Below are 14,108 nucleotides of genomic sequence, written 5' to 3'. Positions count from 1 at the left end.
GGCCGGATCAGGGAGCGGCGTCTGGTGCCGTGCATCGCAAGGCGGAGGAGGGAGTCGACGCGGAGTGTCGGCGACCGACGACAACGCGGCGAGGCGCGGTGCCAGACGCCGCGAGCCCGGCATGATCGACGAGACACCCCCTAGCCCCGCTGTTCTGGTCCCATGGCCGGCCGTATGGCGACGTCGACGTCGACATGGCCGCCCATCGTCTCCGGCTCCCGCACCGGGTCAGGGGGTGTGGTCGGGAGTCCTGAGGGAGTCGAGCCAGTCGAGGAGGCGGTCGCCCTGACGGGTCATGATGTCCGGGTCGCGCAGTGCGTTGGCCAGGAGCGACATGCCCTGGTACCCGGCGACGAGGGTGACGGCCAGGTCGTCCGGGTCGGGGAGGTTCAGGGCGCGGAACTGGTGTCCGGTCCACTCCAGGAGGCGCCGGATCACCGTGCCGGCTTCCGCGTCGAGGGTCCCGTCGGCGCGTTTGTCGAGTTCGACAGCCAAGGTGCCGGTAGGGCAACCGTAGCGGGCGGCGATGTCGCGCTGGCTGACCCAGGCTTCGATCAGGGCCTTGAGGCGCTCACGGGGGTCGGGCAGCTGGTCCAGCCGGCTGGTGAGCTGGTCCAGGTGAGCGCTGTGCTCGGACAGTGCGGCCTGGACCAGCTCGTCCTTGGTCTTGAAGTAGTAGTAGACGTTTCCCACGGGGACGTCGGCCACGCGCGCGATGTCGGCGAGGGTGGTCCGTTCGACGCCCTGCTCGTGCAGGACCTGGGCTGCCGCGGCGGTGAGCCGTCGGCGTTTGTCGGTTGCCCGTGCTACCCGGGACTTCGCTGAGTCAGTCACCCAACTAACTATAGACAGCACCCGCAGGTCTCCCACTATCGTTCTCTAAGTCAGCCAACTAACTAACTCCCAGGGAGATCCCAATGATCGTTGTGACGGGTGCGACGGGCAACATCGGGCGCACGCTGGTACCGCTCCTGTCCGAGGCGGGCGAGGATGTCGTCGCCGTCTCGCGGCAGCCGCAGCCCGCAGGGCTGCCGACCGGCGTTCGGCACGCCCGGGCCGACGTCGGTAGCGCCGCCGGCATGCGGCCGGTCATCGACGGCGCCGACGCGCTGTTCATCCTGCTGGGCGGCGAGCTCAACGGCCACGGCGAGAGCCCGAAGGCCCTGCTGGACGCCGCCGTGGCCGCTGGGGTCAAGAGAGTCGTCCTGCTGTCCTCACAGATCAACTCCACCCGCCCGGAAGCCCTTTCACACACCCGGCTGCGCGAGTTCGAGGCCGCCGTGGAGGCATCCGGAGTCGACTTCACCATCCTGCGCCCGGGCGGTTTCGCCTCCAACGCCTACGCCTGGGCCGAGCCCGTGCGGACCCGGCGCACCATATTCGCCCCGTTCGCGGATGTGGCGCTGCCCGTCGTCGACCCTTCGGACATCGCCGAGGTCGCCGCCGTCGCACTGCGCGAGGCGGGGCATGCGGGCCGTACGTACGAACTGACCGGCCCCGAGCCCATCAGCCCGCGCCGGCAGGCCGCGGTGATCTCCCATGCCCTTGGCGAGGACGTCACCTTGGTGGAGCTGTCCCGCGAGGAGGCCCACGCCCACATGGCGCGGTTCATGCCCGAGGAGGTCATCGACGGCACTCTGGACGTCCTCGGCGTCCCGCTGCCGGCCGAACAGAAGGTCAGCCCCGACGTGGAGAACGTCCTCCGCCGTCCGGCCAGGCCCTTCAGCGCGTGGGTCGCCCGCAACCTGCCGGCCTTCCGGTAGAGCCTGTCCTGGGCGCGGCTCTGCAGGCCCAGTTTCGACATCACGCGGTTGAGGTGGGTCTTGACGGTGGCGATGGTGACCACCAGGCACTGGGCGATCCGTTCGTTGGTCAGGCCCTGGCCGACGAGGTGCAGGACGTCCGTTTCACGCTCGGTCAGTTCTGTGAGGGAGGTGGGCTGCAGCATCTCGCCGTCCGCACCGAGACCCGCCTCCGGCCGTAGGCCACCGGTCCTGCCCCGAGACGTGACGTCAGGTCTGAAGCTACGTCACAGGTGCTGGGGAGTACGACTTTCGACGTGAGCCGTTCGCGACAGGGAACGCCATCCGGCGTACTGCGGCAGTTGCAGGCTGTCCGAACCTACCGTCTCAGGTGGAGCGGCGATGTCAAACCAGCACTGGACGACGCGGAGTTCCGACCCCCGTACGTTTTTGCACAGGCACAAGCACAAGTACCAGCCCCGCCCGGCCCCGGTGGCCGACAGCCCATGGCTGAGGGGTTGAGCGCCTCCGCAGACTCGGCCAGGGGACCGACTCGTGGTCGTCGGCAATGAAGGGCACGAAATGAACGTATTCAAACTGAACTCGCGCGGGACGAAGAGGAACAGTGCGAGCGCACGCACGATGCGCTCTGGCAGCCGCGTGGCGCTCGGAGTGGTGGCGCTCGCCGCGACCACCGCCGCGCTGGTCCCGTCAGCCGCCTTCGCCGCTCCGGCGACTGCGACCGAGGGGGCGTGCACGGCCTGGCGGACCATCCAGGTCAACAACAACGCCGCAGGGGTCAAGTACCGCGAGTGCGACCGGTACAGCGGTTTGAACACCCAGACCAAGGCGCAGCTCTACATCTGGGACAACCGCCACGACGGCAAGGTGGCCCAGGTCTACACGGCCACGGGTTCCAACCTGAACGGCCGGTGGCACCAGTCGTGGGAGAGGTACTACGCCTGGGGCAACGAGAGCCACCACAGCCCGCTCGTGGACACGGGCTGGCACAAGGGCCACGATGTGAAGGTGCTGCTCAAGGCCGTACGAGGCTGATCCATCCGCTGGATGAGCTGAACCCGGGCTGTGAGGCCGAGCCGCGTGCGGAATGGTGCGACGGGGCGTTCGGACCGGTCGCCGTCCAGGGGGAACGACCTGTGCCAGTAAAGCAGGGCGACCTCGACACTTCCGCCGGCTGCACGGTTCCGATTCCGCGCCGTCGCTCCGGGTCGAATGAGGATCCATCGTCTTCGGGAGGGCCTCGCGAGGGGGCTGCCTCTCTGACACGAACGGCGTAACCCGTGGTGTTCGGGGTCAGGCCCGCGTGGGGGCTTGACCCGAACGCGTTCCCCTCGAGGTCACGCGCCCACGACGACCCGGGGTCGGCCGGCCTTTGCTTGAGGGCCCCGAACTGCCGGCGGTCCAGCCCCGCCCCGGCGCCGAGCGCCCGCCCGGCCGCTCGCGCCGTCCGTGAGGACGTCGAGGGTGACACCGGCGAGCTGCCGGGGCGCGTCGACAGAGACCAGTTGCCGCTCCCTCACCCTGTCGACCCTGACCTCGGCTGACACGGCATGCGGGAGGAGGCAGCTCAGACAGGTCATCACCGCTAGTCGATCACGGCGATCAGGACAGTGGCCTCGAAGGGGACCGCCAGCTCGTCGAACCGCGCGGCCACCGCCCGGTGTGCCTGGGCCGGTTGGCTCCGCACGCGGCCGCGTGCCGGGCCCTGCGGTCCTCGCGCTTGAGAACCAGAGGCCGCCCGGTCAGATGCGGGGAACCCGGATGCTTTCCAGGATCACCCTGAATGGGCGACTGCCACCCCGCTGACCTGCGGTGACCGATAACGACAGCGGCCGCTGGCCTTGCTCGCAGGCGAAGTGGATCGTGGTGGGAAAGCCTTCCCGGGACCGCCCCAGGCCGTGATCGTCAGGTCCGCCGCGGGTTCCGCCCGGCAGATCATGGAGTCGACGTTGACCTCCCCCGTGATCAGCCGCCACTCCCGCGAAGCGACGCGCGGCGGCCCCGACCATCCAGTGGTCGGGGCCGCCGCGCAGGACAACCAACTGCTCAGAACAGCATGCCGCCCTCGTGGTAATACATGCCGATCTCTTCCCGGTACTGCCGGTCGGCAAGGTGCTTGTCCGAGTGGAACTCTGGCGCGTTCTTGATCTGTTCCTTGGTCAGCCCGACGTAGAGCGTCTGCTCTTCGAGCTCGACACGGGTGACCGCACTCGCCGGGAGCAGCACCTCCTTGCCGAAGATCCACACTCCTGTGTCCACCACGAGATAGGCGTCACCTACTTCGTCGGAATGCTTGTCGACCTTCCCGATATGGCCGTCGGTCGCCTCGACCCTCCACCCGGTCAGGTCCGTGCCCACGAGGTGACCCGACGCCGTCCCGTAACTCCACACCTGATCACTCATACGTTCGCTCCTCTTCCACATGCGAAACTCGTGCGCGGCCCTGCGGCTGTGCACATTCCATTCCTGAAAAGCGCACGGCGATCGCATTGCACAGTGATTTGCTCTCGGGACGCCTTACCGCTTGAGACCCGGGTGCCCCATAAATCCCGGCCCACACCCACAGATCACAAACCGGACCGCGAGAGCCGGTCCCTTGCCCTTTGATCGCCTTTTGCGAGGGCATGGGTGAGGCGCTGGAATATGCGAGGCGCTCACGATCAGACTCAGCGCTCGACGCCGGGGCTTCCTGTACGCGGTGCGGTGGGAGACACTTGCCGTGGGACAAAAGTTGTCTCTGAGTACGGCCACTTCGTGCAAGGAACCGCTGGCCTGCCGGCGCAGGAACAGTGGGAGGTGCGCAGCATGACCGCGATGGACAGAGAAGCGAAAGGCACTTCTGCCGGGTTTCGTCCGGCCGATTTGCCGCCAGGCGCCCTTTACGAGGCCCTGGAGTGCCTGCCGGAGGCAGTCACCGTGTCCGTCGCCGTACGCGATGCCAGCGGGCAGGCGGTGGACATGCGGCTGGAGTACATGAACGCCGCCGCCCAAGCCAGGCAGCCCGACGGGGAGGCACCCCTCGGCGGACTGTGCAGCGAACTGTGGCCGCAGATGGTCGAGAACGGCTCCTTCGCCGCCTGCATGCGCGCCCTGGACACCGGCAAGGCCGAGCAGGGAACCTTCGCCTGTACGCAGGCGAGCACCAAGCGGGTGGCGGACCACGAGTACCGAGCCGTGCAAGTGAGTCCTGATCACCTGCTGTGGGTGTTGCGCGACAACGGCAAACGCGTACAGCGTGCCGAGCTGATGGCTCAGGTCACGTCGGTGCTGGCCTCGGCGGACACGGTCGACGCCATCATGACGATCCTCATTTCGCGCATCATGCCGGCCCTCGGAGCGACTGTCGGTGCCGCTGTCCTGAGCGAGCCAGGCAGTGACCGCTACACCGTGCGGCACCTCGCGGACCAGACCCTTGAGTCCCCTGCTCCCTTCAGCGTTGACGCGCCCTATCCCATGGCCCACACGGCCAGAACCGGGCAGGCGCTGTTCTTCGCCGATCCGGCCGGGCGGGCAGAGGCCTTCCCCGAAGCCGCCTCCTTCTTCACTGAGCGGCACCGGTCCACGGCGGTGCTGCCACTGCGGGTGGAGGAACGCCTTTTCGGCGCGGTCAGTTTCCATTTTTCCGTCTGCCATGCCTTCGCCGAGTCAGAGCGCGACTTCCTCAGCGCGCTGGTCGGGCAGTGCGCTCAGGCCATGGACCGGGCCCGACTGCTGAGGGAGACCGCCGACAAACAGGCCCAGCTCGAGGCTCTGGCCGATGTCAGCGGTGTGCTGGCCACATCCCTGGACCCGGAGATCACCTTCGCCAACATCGCTGCCACTGTCGTGCCACGCCTCGCCGACGGATGCCTCATCCACATTCTCGACGAGTCAGACCAGCCGTCTCTTGATGCTCTCGCGCACCGAGACCCCTCCCGGAGAGCGCGTTGCGGGCGCTCCTGCGTGAATCCCGCCCCGGCTGGACGCCGAGGGAGGGGTCGGCTCAGTCGTCCGCACCGGCCGGTACGAGTTGGTCCCCGATGTCGCACGGAGTCTGAACCGCCTGGCGCGCAGTACGGAACACCGCGCTGCCCTGCAGCACTTGGTACCTGCTGCCTCCTGGCTGGCGGTGCCGAACTCACCCTCGGCGGACACCCCCATCCGCTCCTGCGCCGAGCCGACGGCACGATCATCCCTCTGGGTCGTGCCGGAACCCTGCTCGGGGTGTTGGAGACCCCCGGTTGCACACCACGGAGCACCAACTGCGGCGGGGAGACCTGCTCCTGCTGTACACCGACGGCGTAACCGAGCGCCGCTCGGAAGCGGGCATGCTGGGCGAGGAGGGCCTGCGGAGCTCTCTGACTCGTACTCGAGACATGTCCGTGGCCGCAACGGTGGACGCCTTGGAGAAGGACGTCATCAACTACGGTCCCACAGCGCCGAGTGACGACTTCGCCATGCTCGCCCTCCGCATCACATGACGCCTCACAGGTCCGATGAGCGGGGCCAGGCCCTCCGTCGCCACTGCCCAGTGCTCCTCCCCGGGGCGAGCACAACCGTCAGCGGCAACAACCGGTCGATCACTGTACGGAGTCCTTGACACCCCCTAGAGGCGTGTCGCGGTGTGCCTGCCCGCGTACAGATGGCAGGCCCGCGACGCCGGGGCCGGTGCCAAGGGCCAGAGCCGGTATCAGTGGGCGTACCTGCACCTGGGCCAGCCCGAACCGCCGAAGCGCGGGCGGCGCGGCCCGACCACCGGCGAGACCGCGTTCCACCGCTCCTGGGGCCCGGCTCCGATGCCGTTGGACACGCTGATCGGCATCGCCGGGATCCGGGCGCCGATGCCGGACGCGGGAACGAACCCTTGGGCGGCAACCAGCCTTGCGGGGACCGGTGCACGTCGCCCCACCTGACGTCGGCGGTGGCCGGAAGGACACGGTTGGTGCCACCGGTCCATGACTTGGCATCGTTCGGCGTGTTCGCCGCAGGCTGGCCGGTGCGGCCGCGCACAGTGGAGTCGTGGGCCGCCTCCTCGGTGGCCTTGCGCCGCGATGAAAGGGAGATGCCGGTGACCGTGGTCAGAGACAGTGCGACGGGGGAGGAACTCGCCGAGAGTCTGCTGGATGGCGTGGTGAACGAGCCGATGCGGGCGGCGACGAAGTTGCTGGGTGCTCACAGCGATGGTTACTGGTTGCGGCGTCTGACCGGTGATCAGGAGCTCGCGGCCCTGGTCGGCCATCCACTGATCGACTTCTCCGGCCGGCAGCCGACGGTCGACTGGAACGGCGTCGGTCACCTTCTGAAGACTCCGGCGTGGTCCTGTGGGGCTTCCAGGAGTCAGGCGGCGGTGCTGCGGTTCGCCGCGTCTCTCGTGAGCCGGTGCCCCGTACAGCTCGGCCGAGTGACCCACGCGGTGGACGACGGCGAGTTCCAGCTGCTCCTGACAGCCATGGAGCAGGCTTCGTACGGCGACCCCCGCTGAGCGGCGCGGAGTCCATGGCGACACCGCGCACCCGGCGGCCACGCCTCCACGAGGCCGACCTGTCGACACTCGCCGCGGGCGCGTCCATCAGTCGCGAGGAAGCCCGTCCACGGGACGACAGCGGCTGCACATGCGGCGCCCCCGAAGAGACTCAGTGACGACGGCCGACCGGCGCCTGCTGCGTGCGGTCGGAAGGCGCGAGCCGATCTTGCGGAGTGAACTTGGAGTGACGGGGCGGTATGGACCGTGCCGGGCCACCTTCGGAAGGGAACGACAAGGAGTCAACGCCCCTCTTTCCGTCTGTTGATGACGATGGGGATGACTACGCAGGCGATCGCTGCGATGAAGAGAACGATCCCCAGTGGCCCTCCTGGGGTCCATCCACGCGCCAGTACCGAGCTCATCCTTTCCTCACCCCTGCCCAGCAGGTCTCCACTCGTCACGTTCGGGGGCGAAACGCCAGCCAGACCGCGAGGCATACGACGTCGACCACCACTGCGACGAGCAGCACAGGGAACGCGGCGCCCCATCCGCCCTTGGCGCCGAGAACATCGGCCAGGACGTAGAGAGCGATTGAGCCGACGACGACGATAGTGGCGTTCCTGCGGATCACCTTCTTCGATCCACAACTTCCTACGATGCGCGCCACTTCGATCCTTTCCGTGTGGAGTGGTCGATGACCGGCGCCGAGCGGGGCAGCCGCAAACCTGGCAGCCCCGCTCGACGAGTGGCGCTACTTCAGGCTGCTTTCCACGGAGCCGGCTACCCAGTCCCCCGCGGCAGCGCTTGCGTAGGCGCAACCGGCCGCGACCGCGACCGCGCCGATGCCGGGCCGCCGACCTCGTCGAAATCGGGTGCGCATGAAGGTTGGGTTCGGGGGCATGCGGGTGTGGAGCGCATGGGACCGCTCAACCATGGGCCTGCGGCCTCCCCCTCCGCAGAGCCCGATGGGGTGGAGACCGGCCCGCATCGGTGAAGCGTGCGGGCCGGTCACCTCTTTCCACGTCCTGCCCCGGCCGTTCCCTGTGGATCAGGGTGGGGAAATGCCGCGGCGACAGGGCCCGAGCGTGGAGTGAAACGGTGCCACCAGCGGCGGCGCCGGGGGTGAACCGCGCGGGCGAGCTGCCGGCCGAGCAGCAGATAGCCCAGCAGCGCCCCTGCCGTGTTGAGCAGGACGTCGTCGATGTCGAAGGTCCGGCCCGTGACGAAAGCGCCCTGGAGGAGTTCGACCAGCAGCATCATCAGCGCAGTGAGCAGTGCCACGCGGACACGGCCGCGAGTGCGGGGCGCAAGCACCGGCAACAGCACCCCGAAGGGGGCGCCGAGCACGATATTGCCGCCGAGTTGCTTGGCGGTGTCACGAAAAGTGGGCTGCGCGAGGTAACTCCGGATGGAGTCACCCGGCCGAAGATTGGTGTGAGTCAACGACTCGGACGCGGCGGACGGCACCAGAGTCAGCCGTGCCAGCACCACCCCGAAAGCCGCCATCCCTACAAGGGCCAACAGCATGAGAAGCGCCCGCCCCAGCGGTGTCAACACACAGCCTGTCGAAGGCCTTTGGTCGTGTCCTTCACTGTGCGGCCGTGGAAGTCTGTCCGTTCCCTCACGATCCCCCCGTCCCGCACGCAGGTGATGTTCGGCTCCCCGCGATGAGGAAGCGGGCGCTTCGAGACGGTTCACGCGATGTCGGTGCGGCCGAACAGGCCCGCGTGCCCGGGAGGAAGCTGGGTGAGGATCCGGCGTAGTAGCGCGTCGTCGGCCACTTCGGCGAGGGTCGCGAGTACGGCGGTGACCGCGCGGCGGGCGTCCGCCACACCACCGTCCTGATGGGCGGCGACCGCTTCGACGAAACCCGACGGTGTCAGCGGTTCACTGGCCGGGGCGACGTCGGTGAGCGACGGAGCGCACTGGCGCGGCAGGAGGGATGCGAGATCGGTACGGTCGTCCCCCACGAGATGAGAGCCGAGGACTTCAAGGACTCGCTCGATCGCACCGGCTGCCTCTTGCCGCTCGGCATAGCCGCCGCGCTCCTGTACTCGGTCGAGCAGCGCTTCCACGGATCTGTCCATTGCTTGCTCCTGGGATCACTGGCGGGTGAGCCTGTGTCAGGCCCCTTTCGTACGGCACCGTGAACCCCACTTGCCCCCACCGGCACGAAGGAACCGTATGAATCCCTTGGGTCACCCGGTCGGGCGATGCATCGCCTTTTTTCCGTGAAGCCAGCTCGCCGATCGCTACCGAAGAAACGCCTTCCAGGTTCGGAGCGGAGACTTTCATGATCTGACGAAGCCCCTTGGACCCGTCTAGGGGGCAGTGCTCCTCATTTTCGCGCCCTGCGTGGGTGGGCGGGAGCCGCCGCTACCGGGGCAGGATGACGCGTATGGTCTTTCCGTCCGGCTGAGCGGAGATCTCAACGGCGCTGGCGAGCTGGTTGACCATGTTCCAGCCGAATCCGCCGCCTCCGGTGAAGTCCGGAGGTTTCCGGTACGGCAGCGCGGGGCTCGAGTCCGTGACTGCTATCGCGATGCCGTGGGGATGCTCGGACAGGTGCAGGGAGCAAGAAGGGCCGTCGGTGTGCCGGACGGCATTGGTGATCAGTTCGGAGACGACCAGTTCCACGACTTCCTCCGCGCGGTCGCCCACAGGGGGGTCGAGGGCCGCCATGAAAGCCCTCGTATGGCGCCGAGCCCGCACCGCGGCGTCGGGATGACTGTCGAATACGACGGGCTTCTTCCGGAAAGTGCCCCTCCTCGTATCTGCGTCGACACTCACTCGTTTCACCTCGCCTCGTAGGTCGTCGTACTGCCTGTAGGAGAGCAGGTGCCCCAGAAGCCGGGTAAGTAACGTTCCGCCCCCGAGAAACCTGAGTCGCATCGCATCAAGTTCCTTGCTTTCAGCAGCGATGGACCGCGGCCGTCAGAGAACCGGTCGACGCGAGGGACGAGGCGCTGAAGGCAGCTCAGGCCGGGCGGTGGTTGCGGCCGAACCAGTCAAGGCAGACGACGAGTGCGTCGTCGTCCGCGTCGGCGTCACGGTAGGCGGCCAGTTCTTCGAGGACCTTACGCGGCACGGCCGCGGCGGGCAGGAAACTCGCTGCCTGGATGGCGCGGGCCAGTGCTCGCTCGCCGTACTCCTCGCCGGCCCGGGAGGCGGTGGCGTAGACGCCGTCACTCACGAAGACCAGCCGGTCGCCGGGCAGGACGCGGAATTCCTGGGGGACGTAGGCGGTCTCCTCGAACATGCCGAGGGGCAGCTGTGCCTCGAAGGTCAGGCGTTCGACGGCCTTGTCGCGCTGGCGCCACAGCTGCGGTGAGCCGGCGTCGACCACCTGGGCGCGGCCGGTGGCCAGTTCGAAGGAGAGCAACAGGGTGGAGACGTACTCTTCGCCGCGATGCTGTGAGTAGAGGGCTTGGTCGGCGAGGGCGGCCTGGTCGGCGATGCCGATTCCGGCGCGCCGGGCGTTGCGCAGCGCGTTGACGGCGAGGTTGGTGAGCAGCGAGGCCTGGATGCCCTCGCCCATGCCGTTGGTGACGGTGAGGGTGAGCGTCTCGGCGGTGGTGGCCCAGTCGAAGTTGTCGCCATGGATGGCGTACGCGGGCTCCAGCTGGGCCCCGATGGCGTACTCCTTGCGGGCGCAGGCGCGGCCCGGCAGCAGCTGCCACTGCATTTCGGCGGCGAGGGTCAGCCGACTGGCGCGGCGGGCCTGCAGGTAGAGATCGGTGTCGCGCTCGGCGACGATGATCTCGTGCCCCAGGAGCCCGGCCAGTTCGGTGAGTTCCTCGACGGATTGAGGTGTGCATCTGTCTTTGGGTAGCTGCACGCTGAGAATGCCCAGTCTGTCACCCCGGACCGAGACGGGCAGATGCAGATCCACGGCTCCTTCAGGGGTGACGTACTGCCCGAAGGGCTCCTGACTGGCGAAGGCACGGCCTTCGGCGCTCGTGTGGACGGGCAAAGGGTCTGCGGTGTGAGGCAGAGCCGTGACGGGCTGTAGGACCGTGAGGCTGTAGTCGGCCATCAGAAGCTCCACCTTGGCGGCTCCGTAGAACTCGACCAGCGCGGAACGCACCGCGTCGAGGAGGGCATGCGGCGCTGCGCTGCGTACTGCACGCTCGACAGCCAAGAAGTTCGTCACGGGCGGTTGGCCTCGCTTCCTCGGGGATGCACGAGTCAGGTGGGTAGCTCGGCACAGGGCTCAGAGGCTTCCCTGTGCTCGGCATGGCGCATCTCGCCGAACCTATGGTGCCCCACGAAAAGGGGAAAATTCCTTTCCGCTCTACCCCGCCAGGGCGATCGGCCGCCGGACGGGACAGGTGCGACAAGTGGAGCGGTGGCACTGTCGGTTCGGCGGGGTTTCTTTGCCGTCCACGAGAGCTGGAGACGTGGGTCGACAGACATTGACCGGCAGGAAATCCCATGGCGCGAGAACGCACCGACCCAGATTTTCGCACCGTGATGCGAGAGGGAGGCCGAAACGTTCTCCGATCTCCTCCACATTCGGCATCCGTCCTCGAATGATGACCTGCGGGAATTTATATCCATATATCCCGCACATCGCACAATGATGTCGACTGGCAGGCTGCCTGCCGTCCATATTGAGCAAGCGCTTGCTCAAGCGCGACCCGTCTCTGCCTCCCTCCGCCAGGTCCAGCGTCCAACGCTTCCGTCGGCCGTCAGGTCCGGGTGTGTCGCGGCACAAGTCGGGGTGGAAGGCTCTGATGCCTTCACCGCGCTGACCGACACCGTCGCCAGCACGAGCTGTCAGGGCATCTGGCAGGGATACTTTCGGCAGAGCGGGCAGACGCCTCTTAGCCGTTCAGACAGACTTGTCCCGAGGCGGCAGCCCCTTGCGGGCAATATGCACCTGTTTATGGGGAGTGACGGCCACATGGACCGCGCGGGACCACCACACGACCCCCTCTACGACCTCGCCCGGCAGGTGTCCGAAGCCGCGGAGGCGTTGATGTCCACATGGGCCCATGCCTCCCAGACCGCGACTCCACGGCTGTCGGCCCTTCAATTCCAGGCGCTGTCGATCGCCCGCCGGTCCCCCGGCATCAACCTCACGAGGCTGGCGGAGGAGGTAGGCGCGGCGCCGCCCACCGCGAGCAGGCTGTGCGACCGGCTCGAGGCCGCAGGGCTCCTGCGCCGGGAGCGGGTGGCCACCAGCCGACGGGAGATCGGGTTGAATCTGACGGCCCACGGCCACGAGGTGATCGACGCGCTGCTGACCCGCCGGGCCATGGCCATCCGTGAGGTCCTCGAGGGTGTGCCGAGCGCCCACCGCACCGAGCTCCTGTCAGGGCTACGGGCCTTCACCGAGGCTGCGACGGGCTCCCGGGAGTCTGGGTAGCGCGGCGAAAAGGAGGCCGGACGTGCCGGGGCCGGCGCGCCGTCACTCCGACCCTGCGGATCTTCCTCGCCAGTCCATGCAGACGACGGCGGCGTCCTTGGGCAACTCCGGGCTCCCATGGTGTTGCATCAGTCCATCGACGACGGCTCGCGCCGCCTCGTGTGTGGAGGAGCTGCGGGTCGCGGCGATGGTCTCGCGCAGCGCTCGTTCCCCGAAGGCGCTGCCGTCGCGCGAGGGCGACCCGTGGACCCCGCTACTGACGATGACCAGCCGATCCCCGGCGACGACTCGGAATGACTGTTCTCGGTATTCCGTCTCCTCGAACATGCCCAGCGGCAGCTGAGCCTCGAGTTCCACCCGTTCGACCGCGCCCTCCCGCAGCCGGAACAGCTGAGGTGAGCCGGCGTCCACCGCGTACACCTGCGCCGTGGCCAGGTCGAAGCGCAGGAGGAGAGTCGGCGCGTAGCGCTGCCCGCCGTACTCGCCGTAGACCGCCTGATCCGCGAGGCGGGCCTGGTCCTCCAGGGAGATGCCGCCGCGGCGTGCGTTGCGCAGTGCGTTCACGGCGAGATTCGTCAGCAGGGCCGCATCGATTCCCATGCCCTGCCCATCGGTCACCGTGATGGTCAGGGAATCGTCCGTGGTACTCCAGTCGAAATTGTCACCGCCGATCGCGTAGGCCGGCTCCAGATGGGCACCCAGAGTGAATTCGTCGCCTACGAATCCACGTCCCGGAAGGAGCTGCCACTGCATCTCCGCGGCCAGAGTGAGCCGCTTGCGGCGCCGCGACTGCAGGTAGAGGTCAGTGTCCCGTTCGGCGACGAGCAGTTCATGCCCCAGAGCGGTTGCGAAGGCAGCCAGGTCCAGGATCCCGGGGGCGCCCTCGGCCGGCTCGGGGAGGAAGACGGACAGCACCCCCAGGCGATCGCCACGTACGGTGATCGGCAGGTGGGCCAGCACCATGCCGGGCTCGTCCGTAACCTCCATGACCGGCGCCTCGGCGGAGAACGCGCGACCCGCCGGACTGCCGTCCCGGACGGGGACCGACGCTCCCGTGTGGGGCAGGTGCGTCACCGGCTGCAACACGGTGAGCCCGTAGTCGGCCATCAGCAGCGTCACGCTCCGCGCCCCCGTGTAGGTAGCGAGCAGTCCCCGGGCCGTGGCCAGGAGTGCGGTGGGAGGGGCGGCCCGCAAGGCGTTTTCCGCGGCACCCAGCCAGCCTGCGGAGTGGTTGCTCATGGCTTCATTCCTCGCTGCCCTTGCGGGGCCGTGCGCCGCCGTCCGGGAGATCCGGACCTTCTTCCCCGCCGCACGCCATCCCCATTTTCCCCCGGAAGGAGTCCCGAGACCATGCACGAGCATCCCTGATCGCGTTGCGCCATCCGGCGCTCGATTACTCTCTTCGGAAACTATTACCTGACAGCAACAGTAGCAACGCCTCCTGCCCCACTTCCGGGCGCGTCGGCGGTCGACCGGCACGTGAGGGCCTGGCTTCGGGCGAGTCACCGTCGTTGCGAGTCACCCCGAGGGC

At 68.0% G+C, this 14,108-nt stretch carries 15 protein-coding genes and 1 pseudogene; 6 read left to right on the top strand and 10 right to left on the bottom strand.

Features of this window, described 5'->3' with window-relative positions; genetic code table 11:
* Positions 1-228 precede the first annotated feature (228 nt).
* Positions 229-834, bottom strand: a complete 606-nt coding sequence (locus tag ACZ51I_RS12325) for a TetR/AcrR family transcriptional regulator (protein WP_468874447.1) — start codon at positions 832-834, stop codon at positions 229-231.
* Between the two features lie 83 nt (positions 835-917).
* Here ACZ51I_RS12325 and ACZ51I_RS12320 point away from each other — a divergent pair, with 83 nt between their 5' ends.
* Complete coding sequence (locus tag ACZ51I_RS12320; RefSeq protein ID WP_468874445.1) at positions 918-1,763, top strand: SDR family oxidoreductase; 846 nt, start codon at positions 918-920, stop codon at positions 1,761-1,763.
* A gap of 20 nt (positions 1,764-1,783) precedes the next feature.
* On the opposite strand, the pseudogene ACZ51I_RS12315 reads toward ACZ51I_RS12320, so the two are convergent.
* Positions 1,784-1,948, bottom strand: a pseudogene (locus ACZ51I_RS12315) (response regulator transcription factor); the annotation flags it as partial.
* Positions 1,949-2,384: 436 nt separating this feature from the next.
* Here ACZ51I_RS12315 and ACZ51I_RS12310 point away from each other — a divergent pair.
* Positions 2,385-2,798, top strand: coding sequence for a hypothetical protein (locus ACZ51I_RS12310; RefSeq protein ID WP_468874443.1), 414 nt, complete (start codon positions 2,385-2,387; stop codon positions 2,796-2,798).
* A 1,011-nt stretch (positions 2,799-3,809) separates the two neighbouring features.
* Here the strand turns inward: ACZ51I_RS12310 and ACZ51I_RS12305 are convergent.
* Positions 3,810-4,166, bottom strand: coding sequence for a PRC-barrel domain containing protein (locus ACZ51I_RS12305; protein ID WP_468874440.1), 357 nt, complete (start codon positions 4,164-4,166; stop codon positions 3,810-3,812).
* Between the two features lie 402 nt (positions 4,167-4,568).
* Here ACZ51I_RS12305 and ACZ51I_RS12300 point away from each other — a divergent pair, with 402 nt between their 5' ends.
* Positions 4,569-6,047 (top strand): GAF domain-containing protein, encoded by a 1,479-nt coding sequence (locus ACZ51I_RS12300; protein ID WP_468874438.1) that lies wholly within the window; start codon positions 4,569-4,571, stop codon positions 6,045-6,047.
* Entirely contained in the window at positions 5,984-6,223 is a 240-nt protein-coding gene (locus ACZ51I_RS12295) for a SpoIIE family protein phosphatase (RefSeq protein WP_468874436.1), read from the top strand. Before ACZ51I_RS12300 ends, ACZ51I_RS12295 begins: the two co-directional genes overlap by 64 nt.
* 209 nt (positions 6,224-6,432) lie before the next feature.
* On the opposite strand, the gene ACZ51I_RS12290 is transcribed toward ACZ51I_RS12295, so the two are convergent.
* Complete coding sequence (locus tag ACZ51I_RS12290) at positions 6,433-6,564, bottom strand: hypothetical protein (RefSeq protein ID WP_468874434.1); 132 nt, start codon at positions 6,562-6,564, stop codon at positions 6,433-6,435.
* 120 nt (positions 6,565-6,684) lie between these two features.
* On the opposite strand from ACZ51I_RS12290, the gene ACZ51I_RS12285 reads away from it, so the two are divergent.
* Complete coding sequence (locus ACZ51I_RS12285; RefSeq protein ID WP_468874431.1) at positions 6,685-7,224, top strand: hypothetical protein; 540 nt, start codon at positions 6,685-6,687, stop codon at positions 7,222-7,224.
* A 439-nt stretch (positions 7,225-7,663) separates the two neighbouring features.
* On the opposite strand, the gene ACZ51I_RS12280 is transcribed toward ACZ51I_RS12285, so the two are convergent.
* From ACZ51I_RS12280 to ACZ51I_RS12260, 5 genes are all read right to left on the bottom strand, one after another.
* Complete coding sequence (locus ACZ51I_RS12280) at positions 7,664-7,873, bottom strand: hypothetical protein (protein WP_468874428.1); 210 nt, start codon at positions 7,871-7,873, stop codon at positions 7,664-7,666.
* A gap of 341 nt (positions 7,874-8,214) precedes the next feature.
* Positions 8,215-8,763, bottom strand: a complete 549-nt coding sequence (locus ACZ51I_RS12275) for a VanZ family protein (protein WP_468874426.1) — start codon at positions 8,761-8,763, stop codon at positions 8,215-8,217.
* Positions 8,764-8,900: 137 nt separating this feature from the next.
* Positions 8,901-9,281 carry a DUF2267 domain-containing protein gene (locus tag ACZ51I_RS12270; RefSeq protein WP_468874424.1) on the bottom strand — a complete coding sequence of 127 codons (381 nt, stop codon included), beginning with the start codon at positions 9,279-9,281 and terminating at the stop codon, positions 8,901-8,903.
* 301 nt (positions 9,282-9,582) lie between these two features.
* Positions 9,583-10,098, bottom strand: coding sequence for an ATP-binding protein (locus ACZ51I_RS12265; protein WP_468874421.1), 516 nt, complete (start codon positions 10,096-10,098; stop codon positions 9,583-9,585).
* Between the two features lie 85 nt (positions 10,099-10,183).
* A complete protein-coding gene (locus tag ACZ51I_RS12260; RefSeq protein ID WP_468874419.1) occupies positions 10,184-11,359 on the bottom strand; it encodes a PP2C family protein-serine/threonine phosphatase in 1,176 nt (391 codons plus the stop codon).
* A 753-nt stretch (positions 11,360-12,112) separates the two neighbouring features.
* Between ACZ51I_RS12260 and ACZ51I_RS12255 the strand changes: the two genes are divergently transcribed.
* Positions 12,113-12,577: a MarR family winged helix-turn-helix transcriptional regulator gene (locus ACZ51I_RS12255; protein ID WP_468874417.1), complete on the top strand. Its 465-nt coding sequence runs from the start codon at positions 12,113-12,115 to the stop codon at positions 12,575-12,577.
* A 42-nt stretch (positions 12,578-12,619) separates the two neighbouring features.
* On the opposite strand, the gene ACZ51I_RS12250 is transcribed toward ACZ51I_RS12255, so the two are convergent.
* Entirely contained in the window at positions 12,620-13,816 is a 1,197-nt protein-coding gene (locus ACZ51I_RS12250; RefSeq protein WP_468874415.1) for a PP2C family protein-serine/threonine phosphatase, read from the bottom strand.
* Positions 13,817-14,108: the final 292 nt, after the last annotated feature.

The organism is Streptomyces sp. NPDC034084 (assembly GCF_055575535.1).
This window is presented reverse-complemented; position numbering and strand designations above follow the sequence as displayed.